The 17,325-nt window shown below is 62.2% G+C and carries 18 protein-coding genes; 9 read left to right on the top strand and 9 right to left on the bottom strand.

Features of this window, described 5'->3' with window-relative positions; all coding sequences use genetic code 11:
* Positions 1–15 precede the first annotated feature (15 nt).
* Positions 16–2,355, top strand: a complete 2,340-nt coding sequence (locus FFM81_RS19020) for a methyl-accepting chemotaxis protein (protein ID WP_025415214.1) — start codon at positions 16–18, stop codon at positions 2,353–2,355.
* Between the two features lie 73 nt (positions 2,356–2,428).
* On the opposite strand, the gene ptsN is transcribed toward FFM81_RS19020, so the two are convergent.
* The 7 genes from ptsN to lptC form a co-directional block, all read right to left on the bottom strand.
* On the bottom strand, positions 2,429–2,893 hold the full coding sequence (ptsN, locus tag FFM81_RS19025) for a PTS IIA-like nitrogen regulatory protein PtsN (RefSeq protein WP_003570770.1): 465 nt from the start codon (positions 2,891–2,893) through the stop codon (positions 2,429–2,431).
* A gap of 70 nt (positions 2,894–2,963) precedes the next feature.
* Positions 2,964–3,539, bottom strand: a complete 576-nt coding sequence (gene hpf / locus FFM81_RS19030) for a ribosome hibernation-promoting factor, HPF/YfiA family (protein ID WP_003570772.1) — start codon at positions 3,537–3,539, stop codon at positions 2,964–2,966.
* Positions 3,540–3,832: 293 nt separating this feature from the next.
* Positions 3,833–4,744, bottom strand: coding sequence for a DMT family transporter (locus FFM81_RS19035; protein WP_038573546.1), 912 nt, complete (start codon positions 4,742–4,744; stop codon positions 3,833–3,835).
* Positions 4,745–4,833: 89 nt separating this feature from the next.
* Complete coding sequence (gene rpoN / locus FFM81_RS19040; RefSeq protein ID WP_138385412.1) at positions 4,834–6,396, bottom strand: RNA polymerase factor sigma-54; 1,563 nt, start codon at positions 6,394–6,396, stop codon at positions 4,834–4,836.
* Positions 6,397–6,548: 152 nt separating this feature from the next.
* Complete coding sequence (gene lptB / locus FFM81_RS19045) at positions 6,549–7,325, bottom strand: LPS export ABC transporter ATP-binding protein (RefSeq protein ID WP_138385456.1); 777 nt, start codon at positions 7,323–7,325, stop codon at positions 6,549–6,551.
* Positions 7,326–7,365: 40 nt separating this feature from the next.
* Positions 7,366–8,004 carry an LptA/OstA family protein gene (locus FFM81_RS19050; protein WP_003570778.1) on the bottom strand — a complete coding sequence of 213 codons (639 nt, stop codon included), beginning with the start codon at positions 8,002–8,004 and terminating at the stop codon, positions 7,366–7,368.
* Positions 8,005–8,019: 15 nt separating this feature from the next.
* A complete protein-coding gene (lptC, locus tag FFM81_RS19055; RefSeq protein ID WP_003570779.1) occupies positions 8,020–8,685 on the bottom strand; it encodes an LPS export ABC transporter periplasmic protein LptC in 666 nt (221 codons plus the stop codon).
* 224 nt (positions 8,686–8,909) lie between these two features.
* On the opposite strand from lptC, the gene sppA reads away from it, so the two are divergent.
* The 3 genes from sppA (at position 8,910) to FFM81_RS19070 (ending at position 10,685) form a co-directional block, all read left to right on the top strand.
* Positions 8,910–9,860, top strand: coding sequence for a signal peptide peptidase SppA (sppA, locus tag FFM81_RS19060; protein ID WP_003570780.1), 951 nt, complete (start codon positions 8,910–8,912; stop codon positions 9,858–9,860).
* A gap of 29 nt (positions 9,861–9,889) precedes the next feature.
* Positions 9,890–10,189, top strand: coding sequence for an integration host factor subunit beta (locus FFM81_RS19065; RefSeq protein ID WP_003544934.1), 300 nt, complete (start codon positions 9,890–9,892; stop codon positions 10,187–10,189).
* Between the two features lie 163 nt (positions 10,190–10,352).
* Entirely contained in the window at positions 10,353–10,685 is a 333-nt protein-coding gene (locus FFM81_RS19070; protein WP_003570781.1) for a LapA family protein, read from the top strand.
* A gap of 33 nt (positions 10,686–10,718) precedes the next feature.
* Here the strand turns inward: FFM81_RS19070 and FFM81_RS19075 are convergent, their stop codons facing one another.
* Both FFM81_RS19075 and FFM81_RS19080 read right to left on the bottom strand, forming a co-directional pair.
* Complete coding sequence (locus tag FFM81_RS19075; protein ID WP_003570782.1) at positions 10,719–11,153, bottom strand: GNAT family N-acetyltransferase; 435 nt, start codon at positions 11,151–11,153, stop codon at positions 10,719–10,721.
* Between the two features lie 62 nt (positions 11,154–11,215).
* Positions 11,216–11,671 (bottom strand): SRPBCC family protein, encoded by a 456-nt coding sequence (locus FFM81_RS19080; RefSeq protein WP_025415210.1) that lies wholly within the window; start codon positions 11,669–11,671, stop codon positions 11,216–11,218.
* Between the two features lie 101 nt (positions 11,672–11,772).
* Here FFM81_RS19080 and FFM81_RS19085 point away from each other — a divergent pair, with 101 nt between their 5' ends.
* From FFM81_RS19085 to FFM81_RS19105, 5 genes are all read left to right on the top strand, one after another.
* The gene (locus FFM81_RS19085; RefSeq protein WP_003570784.1) at positions 11,773–12,357 is read left to right on the top strand and encodes an NUDIX hydrolase; all 585 of its coding nucleotides are present in this window, start codon (positions 11,773–11,775) and stop codon (positions 12,355–12,357) included.
* A 124-nt stretch (positions 12,358–12,481) separates the two neighbouring features.
* Positions 12,482–13,579, top strand: coding sequence for a class I SAM-dependent methyltransferase (locus tag FFM81_RS19090; RefSeq protein WP_025415208.1), 1,098 nt, complete (start codon positions 12,482–12,484; stop codon positions 13,577–13,579).
* The gene (locus FFM81_RS19095; protein WP_003570786.1) at positions 13,576–14,436 is read left to right on the top strand and encodes a TrmH family RNA methyltransferase; all 861 of its coding nucleotides are present in this window, start codon (positions 13,576–13,578) and stop codon (positions 14,434–14,436) included. Before FFM81_RS19090 ends, FFM81_RS19095 begins: the two co-directional genes overlap by 4 nt.
* Complete coding sequence (lspA, locus tag FFM81_RS19100) at positions 14,433–14,936, top strand: signal peptidase II (RefSeq protein WP_003570788.1); 504 nt, start codon at positions 14,433–14,435, stop codon at positions 14,934–14,936. The genes FFM81_RS19095 and lspA overlap by 4 nt, the downstream gene beginning before the upstream one ends.
* A 55-nt stretch (positions 14,937–14,991) precedes the next feature.
* A complete protein-coding gene (locus FFM81_RS19105; protein WP_003570790.1) occupies positions 14,992–17,271 on the top strand; it encodes a PAS domain-containing hybrid sensor histidine kinase/response regulator in 2,280 nt (759 codons plus the stop codon).
* The last annotated feature ends 54 nt before the right edge of the window (positions 17,272–17,325 follow it).

Below are 17,325 nucleotides of genomic sequence, written 5' to 3' on the forward strand. Positions count from 1 at the left end.
TTGCCCGAGGATCTCATGTTCATTTTTAGAATGAAATCGCTGGCGGCGAAACTCATCGTCATCACCGGCATCGCTATCGCACTCGTTCTCATCGTTTCGAACTTTTTCCTCATTGACCAAACCCGGGATCGCGTCCAGACGCTGACGATGGATCAGGCCAACCTCGAGGCCAAATCGATCGCCAATGAAATCGCCGCCAATGTCGGCGAGCTCGCCAGCGCCGCGCGCACCATGACGGGCGTCATAGGCCGCGGCCATGAAGGCAAGTCGCTCGATCGCAAGGGCATGATCAATGTGCTGAAGGCCAATCTCGAGCAGAATGCCTTCGCCTTCGGCAGTTGGTTCTGCGAACAGCTCGGCGCGCTCGACGGCAAGACCAGCGAGATCGCCAACAATAATGACGAAGGCACCAACAAGAACGGCGCCTTCACGCCCTACTGGTCGAAGACCAAGGACGGTGGCATCCAATATTCGACCTTCGACAATGATTATACCGCCGAATGGTGGAAGCTCGCCGCCGACAGCGGCAAGGGTGCGATCACCACGCCTTACCTGGCCGAAGGAACCGACGTTCCGACGCTGCTCACCTCGATCGCCTATCCCGTTATGTCTGATGGCAAGATGATCGGCGTCGGAGGCGTCGACATCTCGCTGAAGTCGCTGACCGACAAGCTGCAGGCGCTGCATCCCTTCGGCTCCGGCCGCGTGACGCTGCTGTCGCAGGCAGGCAACTGGATCGTCGCGCCGATCCCCGACCTGGTGACCAAGCAGTATGACGGCGAAGGCGCCGATGTCGTCAAATCGGCGCTGTCGAGCAAGCAGCCCGGCCTCGTCAGCAACCTCACCTATGACGGCCTCGCCCCCTTCGACCGCGTCGTCTATCCCTTCGCGGTTCCCGGCGTCAACGCCACCTGGGTCGTGCTCGTCGACGTGCCGCATACGGCGATCAACGCGCCGGTGCGGGACCAGACCTATATGATGATCATCAACGGCCTGATCGTGCTCGGCGCCGTCATGCTGGCGCTCTATTTCGCCGTTCGCTCGCTGGTGCAGCGACCGCTTGGCGGGTTGGTTGCCAGCGTCGAAGCGCTCGGCGACGGCAAATATGACGAAGCGGTCGCCGCCCAGCACCGCACCGACGAAATCGGTTCGGTCGCCAAGGCGCTGGAAGGCTTCCGCTTCACGCTGGCCGACAGCCGTCGCCTCGAGGACGAGGCGGCCAGAGAGCGGCAGGCAGCGGAGGGCGAGCGCAGCCGTTCGGAATCGGAACGCCAGCAATCGGTGTCGCTGCAGCGCCGTATCGTCGCGATCGTCGGAACCGGCCTTTCCGAGTTGTCACAAGGCAATCTCGGTTACCGAATCACCGATGAATTCCCCGGCGAATACGGCAAGCTGAAACAGGATTTCAACGCCGCGCTTGCGAGCCTCGAAGAGACCATCAACACGATGAACCTCAGCGTCGCCAATATCGGTTTGGGCACCGGCGAGATCAGCAACAGCGCTTCCGACCTCGCCAAGCGCACCGAACAGCAGGCGGCAAGCCTGGAGGAGACGGCGGCTGCGCTCAACGAACTCACCGCACAGGTCGATTCTAGCGCCGATCATGCCCGCACGGCCGCCGACAATGTCAACCTCGCCTGCCAGGATGCCGAAAAATCCGGCGAAGTGGTGCAGAAGGCGATCGCCTCGATGCAGGGCATCGAACAGTCTTCGACGGAAGTTTCCAGGATCATCGGCGTCATCGACGAGATCGCCTTCCAGACCAACCTATTGGCGCTAAACGCCGGCGTCGAGGCGGCGCGTGCCGGCGAAGCCGGCAAGGGATTTGCCGTCGTCGCCCAGGAGGTGCGTGAACTGGCGCAGCGTTCGGCCAATGCCGCCAAGGAGATCAAGACGCTGATCAACACCTCGGCCGTCCAGGTCAAGGAAGGCGTCGATCTCGTCGGGCGCGCCGGCGGCACGCTGCACAAGATCGCCGAACAGGTGATGAGCATCAACGACCTCATCCGGCAGATCTCCGCATCGGCGAGCGAGCAGGCTGTCGGCCTGAAGGAAATCAACCAGGCCATGAACCAGATGGACCAGGTGACGCAGCAGAACGCGGCGATGGTGGAGGAAGCAACCGCTGCCAGCGTCGCACTCAATGACGAGGCGCAGACGCTGAAGGCGCTTGCCACGCGCTTCCGGGTCGCAGGCTCGGGTAATACAGCCGCGCTCGCCTCGGTGGCGCAAAAGATGCGGGCACCGGCTGCTCCAGCCGTGTCGCATCGCGCTGTCGCCCCGGCTGCGCGCCGCGCGGCTCTCCCCTCACGCGGTTCGGCTGCCGTGGCGCAGGACAATTGGGAAGAGTTCTGAGCGCTCAATCCCTATGAAATGAAGAGGCGCCAGGAAGACCCGGCGCCTTTTTCATTTCAGGGAAAGATGTCGGTCAGGCGGCGTTCGACGTCTGCTCTTCGTTGAGGAAGGCGTAGATCGCCGAAGCGGAATCGGTGGCACGCAGCTTGGCGACCAGATCGTGATCCCGCAGGACGCGGGCGATCCGCGACAGCGCCTTGAGATGATCAGCGCCGGCGCCTTCCGGCGCCAGCAGCAGGAAGACGAGGTCGACAGGCTGGTCGTCCAGGGCCTCGAAATCGACCGGCTGCTCCAGCCGGGCGAAGATGCCGACGATCGAATGGATGTTGACCAGCTTGCCGTGGGGAATAGCGATGCCGTTGCCGACGCCGGTCGAGCCAAGGCGTTCGCGCTGCAGGATGACGTCGAAGATCTCCCGCTCGGAGAGCCCGGTAATCCTGGCGGCTCTTGCGGCCAATTCCTGAAGCAGCTGTTTCTTGGAATTTACTCTGAGGGCGGGAATGATCGCATCCTGATGGAGCAAATCTGCCAATGCCATTTCTTTTTCCTTCTGTCGCCGGGATCAGATGCAAGGAGCGGCGGCGATACCGCCGCTCGGAGCCCTGACCTCAGCCTTTGATATTGGCTGAATCGATCCAGCCAATATTTCCGTCGTGCCGACGGTAAACGATGTTCAAATGTTCCTTGCCGGGGCTGCGGAACAGGAGAAGCGGCTCGTCGGTCATGTCGAGTGCCATCACGGCGGTGGCGACCGACATGGTCTTCAGCTGCTTCGTGCTTTCAGCGACGATCGCCGGGGCGAAATCGTCGGGGATTTCATCCTCATGGTCGGGAACAGAATCCATGACCGTGTAGGAGACTTCTGCAAAACCGTTCAGATGGTTTCCGGCGTGATGGTCCTTCAGCTTGCGCTTGTAGCGGCGCAGGCGCTTTTCGATGCGCTCCGAAGCGGCGTCAAAAGCAAGCTGGGGATCGGTCGCTTCGCCGGCCGCATGCAGTACCACCCCGCTGTCGAGGTGAAGCTTGCAGTCTGCGGAGAAACGAGAACTCGCCTTTTCCACGGTCACCTGGCCGGAATACCCCCCGTCGAAGTATTTCGTGATGGCCATACCAATTTGGTCCTCGATCTTTTGACGGAACGATTCACCAATTTCCATATGTTTACCGGACACACGCACACTCATGGAGTTTCCCTTCTTATCATCGTTTGCGGGTATCAGTTTACGCCAAGCCTCAGGTTCATCCAAGCACTTCGCGCAATCTCAAGCAAGATCGGCGTCAGCCTGCAGGTCCTTGGTGCCCTTCTGATGCTGGGGATAACTCCAGACGCCGTTTACGGCATCGATTGCGGCGGGCTTCTAGCCAGCCGGCAACGAAAAGTCAATAGGGTGCAAAATCGTGACCGCTAATGCTCGCATTACGTGCGTCACGTCCCATGCCACGCAGCGCATCGCGCCGATCAATGGTCCAATGATTGTCAGACGATTCTCTCCCTGGTTGTTCCAAGCCTTGCCGGGATCGTCATGGCTGCGACACCTGATATGACGCAAATGAGTCCGATCCAGGCCGTTGGGCTCAAGCTTTCGCCGAGGAAAACGATGCCGATCGTCACTCCGATCGGCACCCTGAGATAGGCTTGCGAGGTCGTACCCACAGACCCCAGCGTCTGGACGAGACGGAAATAGATTGCAAAGGCGAGCGCTGTCGAAAAGGCGGAAAGGGCAAGCAGCGCCAGCACCGATGCCGCCGAGGGATCGAGCGTCCACGGTCGATCGACGACGAGGCTGACGGGCAGCAGAATGACAGCACCTGAGATCAACGAGCCGGCCGCCGGCACGGCGGGATCGAGCCCCTTGAAGTTTTTGCTGAAAATCGCGGCACCGGCATAGCAGGCGGTCGCCAGGATGATGGCGATCTGCGCCATCAGGCTTTCGCCGAGACCACTGAGCGCTTCGACGCCGATGACGAGACAGATCCCGGCAAGTCCTGCCATGACGCCGAAAAGCTTTCGAGCCGTCACCTGTTCGTGTCGGACTATCAGCACGGTCAGCAGGAAGGTGAAGATTGGCGTCGCCGAATTGAGGATCACCGCCAGCCCGGCATCGACGGATTGCTCCGCCCAGGCGATCAGCGTGAAGGGAATGACGCTGTTCAGACAGGCCTGGAGGAAGAAGCGCCGCCACGTCGCGCGGTCAGTGGGCAGGCGGATTTGCCGGTGTCGGAGGACGGCAAGCAGGATGGCGCCGGCAATCAGCGTGCGCGCGGCGATCAACGTCACCGGCGGAATGGTCTCGACGCCGATTTTGATGAAGGTATAGGAGGCGCCCCAGAGGGTGGCCAGCGCCAGCAGCAGGGAAAGCTCCCGGGCAAGATTCGGCTTTTGCGGCATGGTAGGTATTTCGCTGTTGGTTCAAGACACCGGAGGAATAGCGGAATTTGCCGGCCGGATGCTTCGATCAAGGCCGAAGCGTTGCCGCATCAAAAGCCGGCGACCTTGGCGAGCGCCCGCTTTTCGCGGCGGCGCTGCACCGACGAGGCGATGTTCATGGCCTCGCGGTATTTGGCAACTGTGCGGCGGGCGAGATCGACGCCGCCCTTCTTCAGCATGTCGACGATATCGTCGTCGGAGAGTACCGCCTCCGGGCTCTCCTGCATGATCAGCGCGCGGATCTTGTGACGCACGGCCTCGGCCGAATGGCTGTCGCCGCCGGCGACAGCGCTGATTGAGACGGTAAAGAAATATTTGAGCTCGAACAGGCCGCGTGGCGTCAGCATGTATTTGTTCGAGGTGACGCGGCTGACGGTGGATTCGTGCATTTTGATCGCGTCGGCGACCGTCTTCAGGTTCAGCGGGCGCAGGTGGTCGACACCGTTCAGCAGGAAGGCATCCTGCTGGCGGACGATCTCGCTTGCCACCTTCATGATGGTCTTCGCCCGCTGATCGAGGCTGCGCGTCAGCCAATTGGCACTCTGCAGGCATTCGGACAGGAAGGCGTGATCCTCGCCGTTCCTGGTCACGCGAGAAAAATAGGACTGATTGACAAGCACGCGCGGCAGCGTATCCGGATTGAGCTCGACCAGCCAGCCGCCCTCCGAGGAGGACCTGACGACCACATCGGGCATGATCGCTTCGGAAACGCCGGTCTCGAAACCGCTGCCGGGCTTGGGATTGAGCTGACGGATTTCGCCGAGCATGTCGAGAAGGTCTTCCTCGTCGACGCCGCAGAGCCGCTTCAGCGTGGCAAAATCGCGCCGCGCCAGCAGTTCGAGGTTTTCGACGAGCGCCTGCATGGCCGGATCGTACCGGTCCTTCTGCTTGAGCTGGATCGCCAGGCATTCGGCGAGGCTGCGGGCGAAAACCCCCGGCGGGTCGAGCGTCTGCAGAGCGGCCAGCACGCGCTCGGCCGCAGTCAGGCTGGTGCCCAGCCGTTCGCCGGTCTCGACGAGATCGACTTGCAGATAACCGGCATCGTCGAGCTGATCGACAAAGTTCTGGGCGATCAGCCGATCGGCGATGTCGGGCAGAACGAAGGGGATCTGCTGGGCGAGATGATCGCGCAGCGACACCTGGCCGGCGACGAAATCGTCGAGATCGTAATCGGCGCCCTCGCCGCCGCTGCCCGGCATCGATTTCCACTGGCCGACAAGCTCCGGCGCATCGGGGCGCTGCGGCGCGCTGTCATCGGGAAAGACGTTGGTGTAATTGGCGTCGAGCTCGTCGTTCAGCCGGCTGGTGCTGGCGCTGCCGCCATTGTCGTACCAGTCGCTGGAGAGCGCCTCGGTGCGGTTGTCATCGCCGTCGTCGGAGCCTGCATCCTCCGGGGAACGGGCGTAAGGTTCGTCCTCGGCTTCGCCGCGTTCTTGCCCTGCCTCGCCGTCATTCGACGGGAATTCGAGCAGCGGGTTCTTTTCCACTTCCTGGGCGATGAACTGGGTGAGTTCGACATGCGTCATCTGCAGCAGCTGGATGGATTGCATCAGCTGCGGTGTCATCACCAGGGATTGGTTCTGGCGCAGGAAAAGACTGGCGGACAGTGCCATGACGGACGCGAAACTCCCTCGATTCCTCCGGGAAACCGTGTCCGATCAAGGCTTCAGGCCACGGAAATCCAACTTGGCCCAAAAATTGCTCTTTTGTGGTATTTGGTCAAGCGGAACTATGCCGCAAGGTGAATTTCTGAGGGACCGGCCGTTCACAGGCTGAAATTGTCGCCGAGATAAAGCCGGCGCACTTCCGGGTTGTTGACGATGTCGTTCGCCCGGCCATGGGTCAGCACTTCACCGGCATGGATGATGTAGGCCCGGTCGATCAGACCCAGCGTCTCGCGCACATTGTGGTCGGTGATCAGAACGCCGATGCCGCGCGCCGTGAGGTGGTGGACGAGATTCTGGATGTCGGCGACCGAGATCGGGTCGACGCCGGCGAAAGGTTCGTCGAGCAGCATGAAGGTCGGGTCGGTCGCCAGCGCACGGGCGATTTCGAGGCGGCGGCGCTCACCGCCCGACAGGGCGACGGCGGCACTCTTGCGCAGCTTCTGGATATGGAATTCTTCCAGCAGCTCGTTCAGCTTCTGCTCGCGCTCGACCTTGTCCTTGACGTGCACTTCAAGGACGGCGCGAATATTTTCTTCCACGGTCAGGCCGCGAAATATCGAGGCTTCCTGAGGCAAGTAACCGACGCCGAGGCGGGAGCGGCGGTACATCGGCATGGTCGTAACGTCGTTGCCGTCGATCTCGATCGTGCCTTCATCGACCGGCACGAGGCCGGTGATCATGTAAAAACAGGTGGTCTTGCCGGCACCGTTCGGGCCGAGCAGGCCGACGGCCTCGCCACGGCGCACCACCAGCGAGACGCCGTTGACGACGCGACGCGTCGCATAGGTCTTCGTCAGACCGCGTGCGATCAGCGTTCCCTGATAGCGGCTTTTGTCGGCGGCGCCCGCGGCTTGTGGCTCGGGCTGGCCGAACATGGTGGATAGCGATGATAATTTCACGTGGGAGGCCGGCTTCTCAGTTCTGCTTCTGCTGCGCATTCGGCTGCGATTTTGGATCGAGCTGAATCTGGACACGCCCGCCGCAGCTTTCAAGCTCCGCCTGGCCGGTTTGCATGTGAACGGTCAGTTTGCAGCCGGTGAAGACGTTCGGCCCGTCCGACAGAATAACCTTGTTGCCCTGATCGGCCGTGAGGATGAATGTCTGCGAAGCCATATCGAAATTGCCGTCATCGGCGGTCGCAGTCTGCGTGCCTGAGGTCAGCAGAACCTTGTCGGTGACCAGGATCTTGTCGATATCGGCACTCCCCGATGCAAGCGAACCGGACTGCGCTGCGGGTTGGGCCGCCGGTTGCGTCCCATCAGCGGCCGGCTTTGCCGCCTTGTCCTTGTAATAGACGGTCATCTTGCCGGACTGCATCGTCGTCGTCCCCTGGACGACCTTGACCTTGCCGGTGAACAGCGCGGTGTGCTCCTGGTCGTGAATCTCGAGCTTGTCGCTTTCGATCTGGATCGGCTGGTCGTTGGATAGCTTCATGCCCGACATCGTGGCGGCCTGCTGTGCGCTCGCGCCAGAAGCCGTCAGAATAAGGGCGAATGCGGCGGCAGCGAATGCCATACCGGTCTTGCAAGTGGAAATGCGACAATCTTTTGTCATGGATGACCCGGCTGGTTAAGTGCCCTGTTTATGGATGGTGGATGGATCGACATTCATGCGAACATTCCCCTCGAATGTGATCACCCGCCCCTTATCGGTTATCTCCATCGTCTTCGCAACAATGGAGGCATTGTCCTTGGTGATGGTGACGGGGTCGTCACTGCGCATGTTTCCGCCCTTGATGTCGAGGCGGGCGGACTGGAAATTCGCGTTGAGACCGCTGCTCAGCACCAAGGTGAAAGGGGCCGTCATATGCAGGTTGTCGGTGGCGCGATTGTAATCGGCGGTCGAAGCGACGACGCGGGCGATCAGGCCGTCGTTCATTGGCACGGCCGCCTTGATGGTCTCCAGCGTGATGAGATCGGGATTGCGGATATCCTGCAGCGCCCGTTCGGCCAGCATCGAATAGTTGATGCCGTCGGAATTGCGGCCAGAGATCGCCGGCTTTTCCATGACGACCTTGCCGTTCTCGATCTTGGCGCCTTCCATCTTGATGTTCTCGGGCAAATAGATGCTGACCAACGCCACCGCCGCGAGGCCGGCGCCGATGACGAGGGCTGCCACCGGCAGCAAAATCTTCAGCCGCCGCACGCGGGCGGAATGGAACAACGCATCGCCATAGGCGCTCCTGCCGGAGCGCGCATAGGCGGCGTTTCCGTTGTTCTTCAGGGTATCGAGCATAGGTCTCGTTCCATGTGCGGTGATTGCCGCGCCTTGTAACAAAGCCGGCCGCCAATCACAGTTCGTTTCGCATTATTACATTGGCTTGCCAATATGGAATTTTTTCTGCAACAAGCAACAAAACGGAAAAACATCAAAAAGTGGCATTCGTACGCGCCGCTGCCACCTATTTCACCGATCCATCGGCGAGCATGCCGAAGCCGGGTCCAGCGCTGGAGGTTTCTATGGACAGTTCGATGATCGCAGATCGCCGGCGGCTGCGCCGCAAGCTGTGGTTCTGGCGCCTCTTCACGGTGGCCCTCTTGGTGGCGCTCGGTTTTGCCTTCTACAGCTTCGCCGTCGGCGACACCAAGACCAGCCGCCCGCATATCGCCCATGTGACGATATCGGGGCTGATCGTCGATGACGACGAGCTTCTGGAGCGGCTGAAGAAGGTCGAGACCAGCGACCAAGTCAAGGCCGCGGTGATCTCGATCTCCTCGCCCGGCGGCACGACCTATGGCGGCGAAAAGGTCTTCAAGGCGATCCGTGCGATCGCAGCCAAGAAGCCAGTGGTTTCCGACGTCCGCACGCTTGCCGCCTCCGCCGGCTATATGATCGCCACCGCCGGCGATACGATCATTGCCGGCGACAGCTCGATCACCGGCTCGATCGGCGTCATCTTCCAATATCCGCAGATCCAGCCGCTGCTCGACAAGATCGGCGTCTCGCTGCAGGAAATCAAATCTTCGCCGCTGAAGGCCGAGCCCTCGCCCTTCCACGAGGCGAGCGAAGAGGCCAAGGCGATGATCCGCAACATGGTGGTCGACAGCTATAGCTGGTTCGTCGATTTGGTCGCCGACCGGCGCAAGCTGCCGCGCGACGAGGTGCTGAAACTCGCCGACGGCACGATCTATACCGGCCGTCAGGCGCTCAAGGTAAAACTCGTCGATACGATCGGCGGCGAGCCGGAAATCCGGGCCTATCTCAAATCGCGCGGCGTTGACGCCGACCTGCCGATGGTCGACTGGGACAAGAAGAGCAATACGCCTTTTCTGCTCGCTGGAGCTGTTTCGCGGTTGATTACGATCTTCGGTTATGATGATCTCTTGAAAGGCCAGGATATCAATGGAATCCTGCCCCCAAAGTTGCTTCTTGACGGGCTGCTTTCAGTTTGGCAGGTTGGCCACGATTGATAAGAAATCAATAATTTAAGGGGGCGAACGTGATCAAGTCCGAATTGGTGCAGATTGTTGCAGCACGCAACCCGCATCTCTATCATCGCGACGTCGAAAATATCGTCAACGCGGTTCTCGACGAGATCACGGATGCACTGGCTGCGGGCAACCGCGTCGAATTGCGCGGCTTCGGCGCGTTTTCGGTGAAGAACCGCCCGTCGCGCTCCGGCCGCAACCCGCGCACCGGCGATACCGTCTTCGTCGAGGAGAAGTGGGTTCCCTTCTTCAAGACCGGCAAGGAGCTGCGCGAGCGGCTCAATCCCGGCCAGGCCGACGAAGAGGATTGAGCGGCGCAAGCCGCCTGCGGCGAATCCGCACTTGAACTCGAAGACCGTTTTCCTATTCTGCTCACGCATCGGCCCCGAAAATCGGAATCGATTTTCGGGGCCGATGCGTAGTTACAACGCACCGCTCAAACAGGGCGGCGCCATCCGACGCATGGAGACCCCAATGGCCAAGAAGATCGTCAACCTGTTGATTCTGCTGCCGCTCGGCGTCATTCTCATCGTCTTCTGCGTCGCCAACCGGCAAAGCGTCACGCTCGCCTTCAATCCGTTCCGGCCGGAAGATCAGGTGCTTGCGGTTTCCGCGCCCTTCTTCGTCTTCCTGGTGGTTGCGCTGATCGCAGGCATGCTGATCGGCTCGGCCGCCACCTGGTTCAGCCAGGGCAAACACCGCAAGCGCGCCCGCACCGAGGCCAAGGAAGCCATCCGCTGGCAGGGCGAGGCCGACCGCCACAAGAGCCGCGCCGAGGAAATCGCCGGGCAGCTTCCGGCACGATAGACCGGCCCGATTCCGCCGATGCTTCGGCATCGGTCAGACCGGAAAAAAGCTCAGCTCCTCGTAGTCGCCCTCCGGCGACGTGCCGTTGCCAGTGACGCGAAAACCATGGGCGAGGTAGAAAGCCTTGGCCCGCCGGTTCTTCACCAGGCACTTCAGCCGGTAGTGGTGTTGCGGCCATTCCGGCAGCGCCTGCAGCAGCGCCGTACCGGCGCCGAAGCCCTGGTAGTCCCGGCTGATATAGAGCATGTGGATGAAATCATCGGCCGGCCAGAGCGACAGGAAGCCGGCTACATCGCCGTTTTCATGCTCGCAGACGAAGACCGTCTCGCCATTGGTATGGGCGGCGAAATCTTCGCGGTAAAACTTACCGGGATCGACCCAGAGGAATGTTTCGCGCCGCACGGAAAGATAAATCTCCGCGAGCATTTCCTGGTCTTCCGCCCGCGGCGGCCTGATGGTCCACGTCATGACGTCGATTTAACCCAAGCTCCCAGGCGCGCCAAGCTTAAAGCGTGTGCCCTCGACTGCGATCAGCCGGCCGCCATCCTTGCGACGACGGCGGCATTGAAATCCGAAAAGAACCCTTCGGCGAGCCTCTGCGAGGTCGCATCGAGCAGGCGTGCCCCGAACTGGGCAAGCCTGCCGCCGAGTTCGGCTTTTGCCCGATAATGCAGAATGGTGTTAGCGCCGCTTTCTTCGAGCACGACATCGGCGCTGCCTCTGGCGAAGCCGGCAAGACCACCCTTGCCTTCGGCCGACAGCGTGTAGCTCTTCGGCGCATCGACATTGGAAAGCGTCAACAGCCCGTGGAAGGTGGCCGACAGCAGGCTGAACCTGACCTTGATCGTCGCCTCGAAGCTATCAGGCGACAGCCGTTCGATGCTCTGGCAGCCTGGAATGCAGCCGCGCATGATCTCGGGATCGTTGAGCGCCGCCCAGACGACATCCCGCGGCGCGGCGATGCGTTCTTCGCCGGTGAAATCCATTCGATAGCCCCATCTTCGATTCGCTCACCTTATCCCAGCGGCGAGGCTATTTGCCACGCCGGAAAGGAATGTTATCTGGCGTTCGAAGCAAGGAACCGGCGATGGACGACGAACTGAAGCCCTGGAGCGTGACGGCAAGCCGCATCTCTTATGAGGACCGCTGGATCCGGCTGCGAAGCGACGACTGCATCACCGCCGATGGGACCGTCATCGCCCCCTTCCATGTGCTCGACTATCCCGACTGGATCAACGTCATCCCGATCATGCCTGACGGGCGTGTGTTGCTGACGCGGGAATACCGGCACGGTCGCGGCGAGATCATCCATGGGCTCGTCGCCGGCGGTGTCGAGCGCGGCGACAGCGAGACCGGCGATGCGGGGCTGGCGGCAGCCCGACGCGAACTGCGGGAGGAGACCGGTTATGACGCTTCAACCTTCGTCAAGCTGCTGACCTCCTATCCGAATGCCGCCAGCCACAGCAATACGGTGACGAGCTGGCTGGCGCTCGGCCTCAGCCGGGCCGGCGAACCGCGTTTCGACCCAGGCGAAAAGGTCGAGCTGCTGTTTGCGGATCTTGCCGCCATCCTTGGCGACCTGCAGTCCGGCGCGGTCATCATGCAGTCGATGCATATCGCAGCTCTTTATGCGGCGGAAAGCTGGCTTCGCAGGCGCTCATCCGAGACTTGAAATAAATGCCGCGCCGGCGCGCAGTTGATCCGGCACGGTTTTCTGGGCTACTGCATAATTTCAAAAGGGTCCTGTTGAGCGCAGACCCTTTAACGACACCCCGACAGAGACGCGGAAGAGCACCTTGAAACAAAGAGAACGCCGGCCGGGCCAGAAGAAGACATCAGGTCCTGCCGGCGAAAGCCGCAGGGACGATCGGGCCGGCCGGCCGCCGAAGCCGGTCGCCCGGCCGGCCGTCAGCCGCGAGACGGTGCGCGAGCCTGCCGTGCCTGCCGCGGTCGAGCGGCCGCTGATGACACGCCGCGGCGAGCGTCCGGCCGAGCGCGTACCCGTCATCCTCGAATCGCTCGGAGCCGGCGACTTCCACCTGATCGACAGCGGCAATGGCGAAAAGCTGGAGCAATACGGCCCCTACCGCATCATCCGCCCGGAGGCACAGGCGCTGTGGCGGCCTTCGCTGCCCTCCCACGTCTGGGAAAAGGTCGATGCCGCCTTCACCGGCGATACCGACGAGGAAGGCACCGGCCGCTGGCGCTTCCCGAAGGAAGCGCTCGGCGAGACTTGGCCGCTCAATCTGCTCGGCGTCGATTTCCACGGCCGTTTCACCTCCTTTCGTCATGTCGGCGTCTTCCCGGAACAGATCGTGCACTGGAGCTGGACGAAGGATCAGGTCGAAAAGGCCGGCCGGCCGCTAAAGGTGCTGAACCTGTTCGGATATACCGGCGTCGCCTCGCTGGTTGCCGCCGCAGCCGGCGCCGAAGTCACCCATGTCGACGCCTCGAAGAAGGCGATCGGCTGGGCGCGGGAAAACCAGGCGCTCGGGCGCATGGAGAAGCTGCCGATCCGCTGGATCTGCGAGGATGCGATGAAATTCATCCTGCGCGAGGAACGGCGCGGCAGCCAATACGACATCATCCTCACCGATCCGCCGAAATTCGGCCGCGGCCCGAACGGCGAGGTCTGGCATCTGTTCGAGCATCTCCCCCTGATGCTCGATGTCTGCCGCGAAATCCTGTCGCCGACGGCGGTCGGTCTGGTGCTGACGGCCTATTCGATCCGCGCCAGCTTCTATTCGATCCACGAGCTGATGCGCGAGACGATGCGGGGCGCCGGCGGGGCGGTCGAATCCGGCGAGCTGGTCATCCGCGAGGCAGGCCTCGACGGCAAGACGCCGGGCCGCGCGCTTTCCACCTCCCTCTTTTCCCGCTGGGTGCCGAAATGAGCAAGGACTTCCACGATCACGGACCGCGCAGGGTCGGCCAGGTGAAGGAAGTCACCTCGCTTGCCAATCCGATCATCAAGGACATCAAGGCGCTAACCAACAAGAAGTCGCGCGAGGAAAGCGGAACTTTCCTGGCCGAAGGACTGAAACTCGTCATCGATGCGATCGAGCTCGGCTGGACGATCCGCACGCTGGTCTATGCCAAAGCCGCCAAGGGCAAGCCGCTGGTCGAGCAGATGGCGGCAAGGACCGTCGCCTCGGGCGGGCTGGTGCTCGAAGTCAGCGAAAAGGTCATCGCCTCGATCACCCGGCGCGACAATCCGCAGATGGTCGTCGGCATCTTCGAGCAGCGCTGGAAATCGCTCAAGGACATCCGGCCGAGGGAGGGCGAGACCTGGGTGGCGCTCGACCGGGTGCGTGATCCGGGCAATCTCGGCACCATCATCCGCACAGCCGATGCGGCCGGCGCTTCCGGCATCATTCTGATCGGAGAGACAACCGATCCCTTCTCGCTCGAAACGGTGCGAGCCACCATGGGCTCGGTGTTTGCCGTTCCCGTGGCAAGGGCGACGCCGGAGGAGTTCATCGCCTGGCGGAAATCGGCCGGCGTTTCCGTCGTTGCGACACATCTTGCCGGCGCGGTCGATTACCGCACGATCGACTACCGGAATAAGCCCGTCGTACTCTTGATGGGCAACGAGCAATCCGGCCTGCCGGAGCAACTGGCCAGGGAGGCCGATGCGCTTGCCCGCATCCCGCAGCAGGGCCGCGCCGATTCGCTGAACCTCGCCGTCGCCACCGCCGTCATGCTCTTCGAGGCGCGCCGCCACCTCCTCTCACTTGCCGAGGGCAAATGACTGAACCGACGTCTATCCGCCCCGCGCTGTTTTCGCGCCCGGCGCCGATCCTCTTCTTCATCATCGTCGCCGTGCTCATCGACCAGATCGTCAAGATTGCCGTCGATCATACCCTGCCGCTGCAGGAGGCGGTGCCCGTCATTCCGATGCTGGCGCTCTACCGCACCTATAATCTCGGCGTTGCCTTTTCGATGCTGGAGGGCATGGACGGCTGGTTCATCGTCGGCATGCGGCTGATCATCGTCGCCTTCGTCATCTGGTTGTGGTACCGCACGGCTAAGGACCGCTGGCTCGCCCATCTCGGCTATGCGCTGATCATTGCCGGGGCGATCGGCAATCTCGTCGACCGCTTCGCCTACGGCCATGTGATCGACTACATCCTCTTTTACACCGAAAGCTGGTCCTTCGCGGTGTTCAACCTCGCCGACAGCTTCATCACCATCGGCGCCGGCTGCGTCATTCTCGACGAGCTGCTGCTGCCAAAAAAGGCCGGCCGCTAAAATCTTATCGATTTCCTGAAGGCATTCGGAAGAGGCCTCATGTTAGCCAGATAGCATGCAGAGTCTGGGACAATTGCAGGAAACATTGTCCGCCGCCTTCGGCGGACCCGCCGCCAAGCCGCGTGAAGAGCGGATGGCGGGGTACTCCTCGCGACCGCGCGCATCGGCGCCTCAGGCAGCCGATGACCGCCAGACAAGGCCTGCAGCGACACGGCGCCTGCTGGTCTACTGGCTTGGCGGCGCAGGCCTGCTTGCCGCGATGATCCTGACGCTGCTTGCCCATGCCGGCGATCCGCTGCTGCTGTCGGGCGGGCTTGTCGTTCTCGGCCTTGCCGTCATCGCCAGTTATGCCGTCCTGATGGTTCGCCGACGCCGGCGCCCCAGCGGCGGCAAATCCTTGCCGGACTGGAGCGATGGCGCAAAGCTGTTTGCCGATGTGCACGACGTACTCGGCGATATCACCGTCAGCCGCAGCATGGACCGGCGCATCATCTCCGCCAACGACACGTTTCGCCGCCTGACCGGACGGCTGCGTCCGGAGGGACTGAGCTGCGAGGAGATCGGGCTCGCCTTCCGTCCCGGCCCGATACCGCATTGCTTCGACGTCGAGATTTCGACGCCGGACGGCCAGCGCATCTTTCTCTGGCGCGACGTCGTCACCCGCGATCCGGCTAACGGCCGTCTGCTGCTGCAGAGCGTGGCGCGTGATGTGACCGACGAGAGGCTGATCGCGCAGGGCCGCGAAGAGGCCCGCCAGAAAGCCGAATATAACAGCGCCGCCAAATCGCGGCTGCTTGCCACCGTCAGCCACGAGGTGCGCACGCCGCTTTCCGGCATCCTCGGCATGACGCACCTGCTCGCCGAGACGCGGCTGACGCAGGAGCAGCAGGACTATCTAGCGAATATCCGCCAGTCCGGCCACGCGCTGACGCAACTGGTCGAGGATCTGCTCGATTTCTCCACCATCGAGGTCGGTCGCTTTGCGCTGCATCCACGCTCGGAATCGCTGCGCAAGCTGCTCGAAAGCGTGGTCGAGATGCTCGCCCACCGGGCGCATGAAAAAGGCATCGAGATCGGCGCCACGGTGTCATCCGACGTGCCGGAGAATATGAGCTTCGATCCGGCGCGGCTGCGCCAGGTTCTCTTCAACGTCATCGGCAATGCCGTGAAGTTCACCCAGGTCGGCGGCGTTTTCATCCGCGTGTCGCTCGACGTCGACGACCTGTCGATCACCGTCACCGATACTGGTCCGGGCATGACGGCCGAGGAGCAGGCGCGCGTCTTCGGCGAATTCGAGCAAGGCGGGAGCGTCGCCGACAAGAGCAGCGGCACCGGGCTTGGCCTTGCCATCTCCGCCCGCATCATGCGCGAATTCAACGGCACGCTGACGGTAGCCGGCGAAAAGGGCAGAGGCAGCGAATTCACCATCCGCTTCCCTGTCGATATCGGCAGCGAGCGCCCCGACCGGCGCAATACGCTGCTTGCCGGCAACAGCGTCGTGCTGTTGGCACCGGCAGGGGCAGCGCGCGCCGCCATCGCCGAGACGATCGCAGCACTCGGCGGCCTCTGCCATCTTGTTGCCGACGGCGAGAGCGCCCGGGCAACGCTGCTCGGCCTGGCAAACAGCGGAAAGCGGCCGACCGACATCATCATCGACCATCGTATGTCGGCGGAATTTTCCGCCCATCTTGCCGACCGCGCCGAAATCGCAGCCCTTGGCCTGCGCAAAGTGCTGCTCGTCAATCCGGAGGAGCGCAGCGCCCATCCGCTTGATCTTTTCGACGCCTGGCTGATCCGGCCGCTGCGCGAACAATCGCTGATCGACGTGCTGCGCGGGCGCATGCGCGGCATGGAGAAGCGCGACGCGCTGAACGACAATCAGCCGGGGTTCGGCCTGTCGATGGCGGAGACGATGGTTGCCGCCAGCGGGCTGAACATCCTGCTGGGCGAGGACGATCCGATCAATGCCATGCTGGTGCGCGTCGTCCTTGAGAAGGGCGGGCACAAGGTGCGCCATGTCGAGGATTTCGAGGCACTTCTCGACTGCGCCCTGTGCGAGGCGAATGCCCGGCCGGACATCATCATCAGCGACCTGTCGATGCCTGGCGGCAACGGCATCGATATGCTCGGACGGCTGCGCGGCCACGAGAGACGGCTCGATCTTGCCCCTGTGCCGGTGATTGTGCTGACCGCCGACAAGAGCGACGAATCGCGCCGGCAGGTCTTGCTGAACGGCGCCAACCGCGTCATGGTCAAGCCGGTCGACCCGGTGCGCCTGCTGACCGAAGTTCAGGCGGTCGCCGCACTTTCCGCCCGCCGGGCAGAGGCGCGATAACGTGCCGCGGCGGGCTGCCTGCTTCTTGCGTTCAGAAATTCAATATGTCACTTT

It is taken from the genome of Rhizobium hidalgonense, assembly GCF_005862185.2.
Classification (GTDB): domain Bacteria; phylum Pseudomonadota; class Alphaproteobacteria; order Rhizobiales; family Rhizobiaceae; genus Rhizobium; species Rhizobium hidalgonense.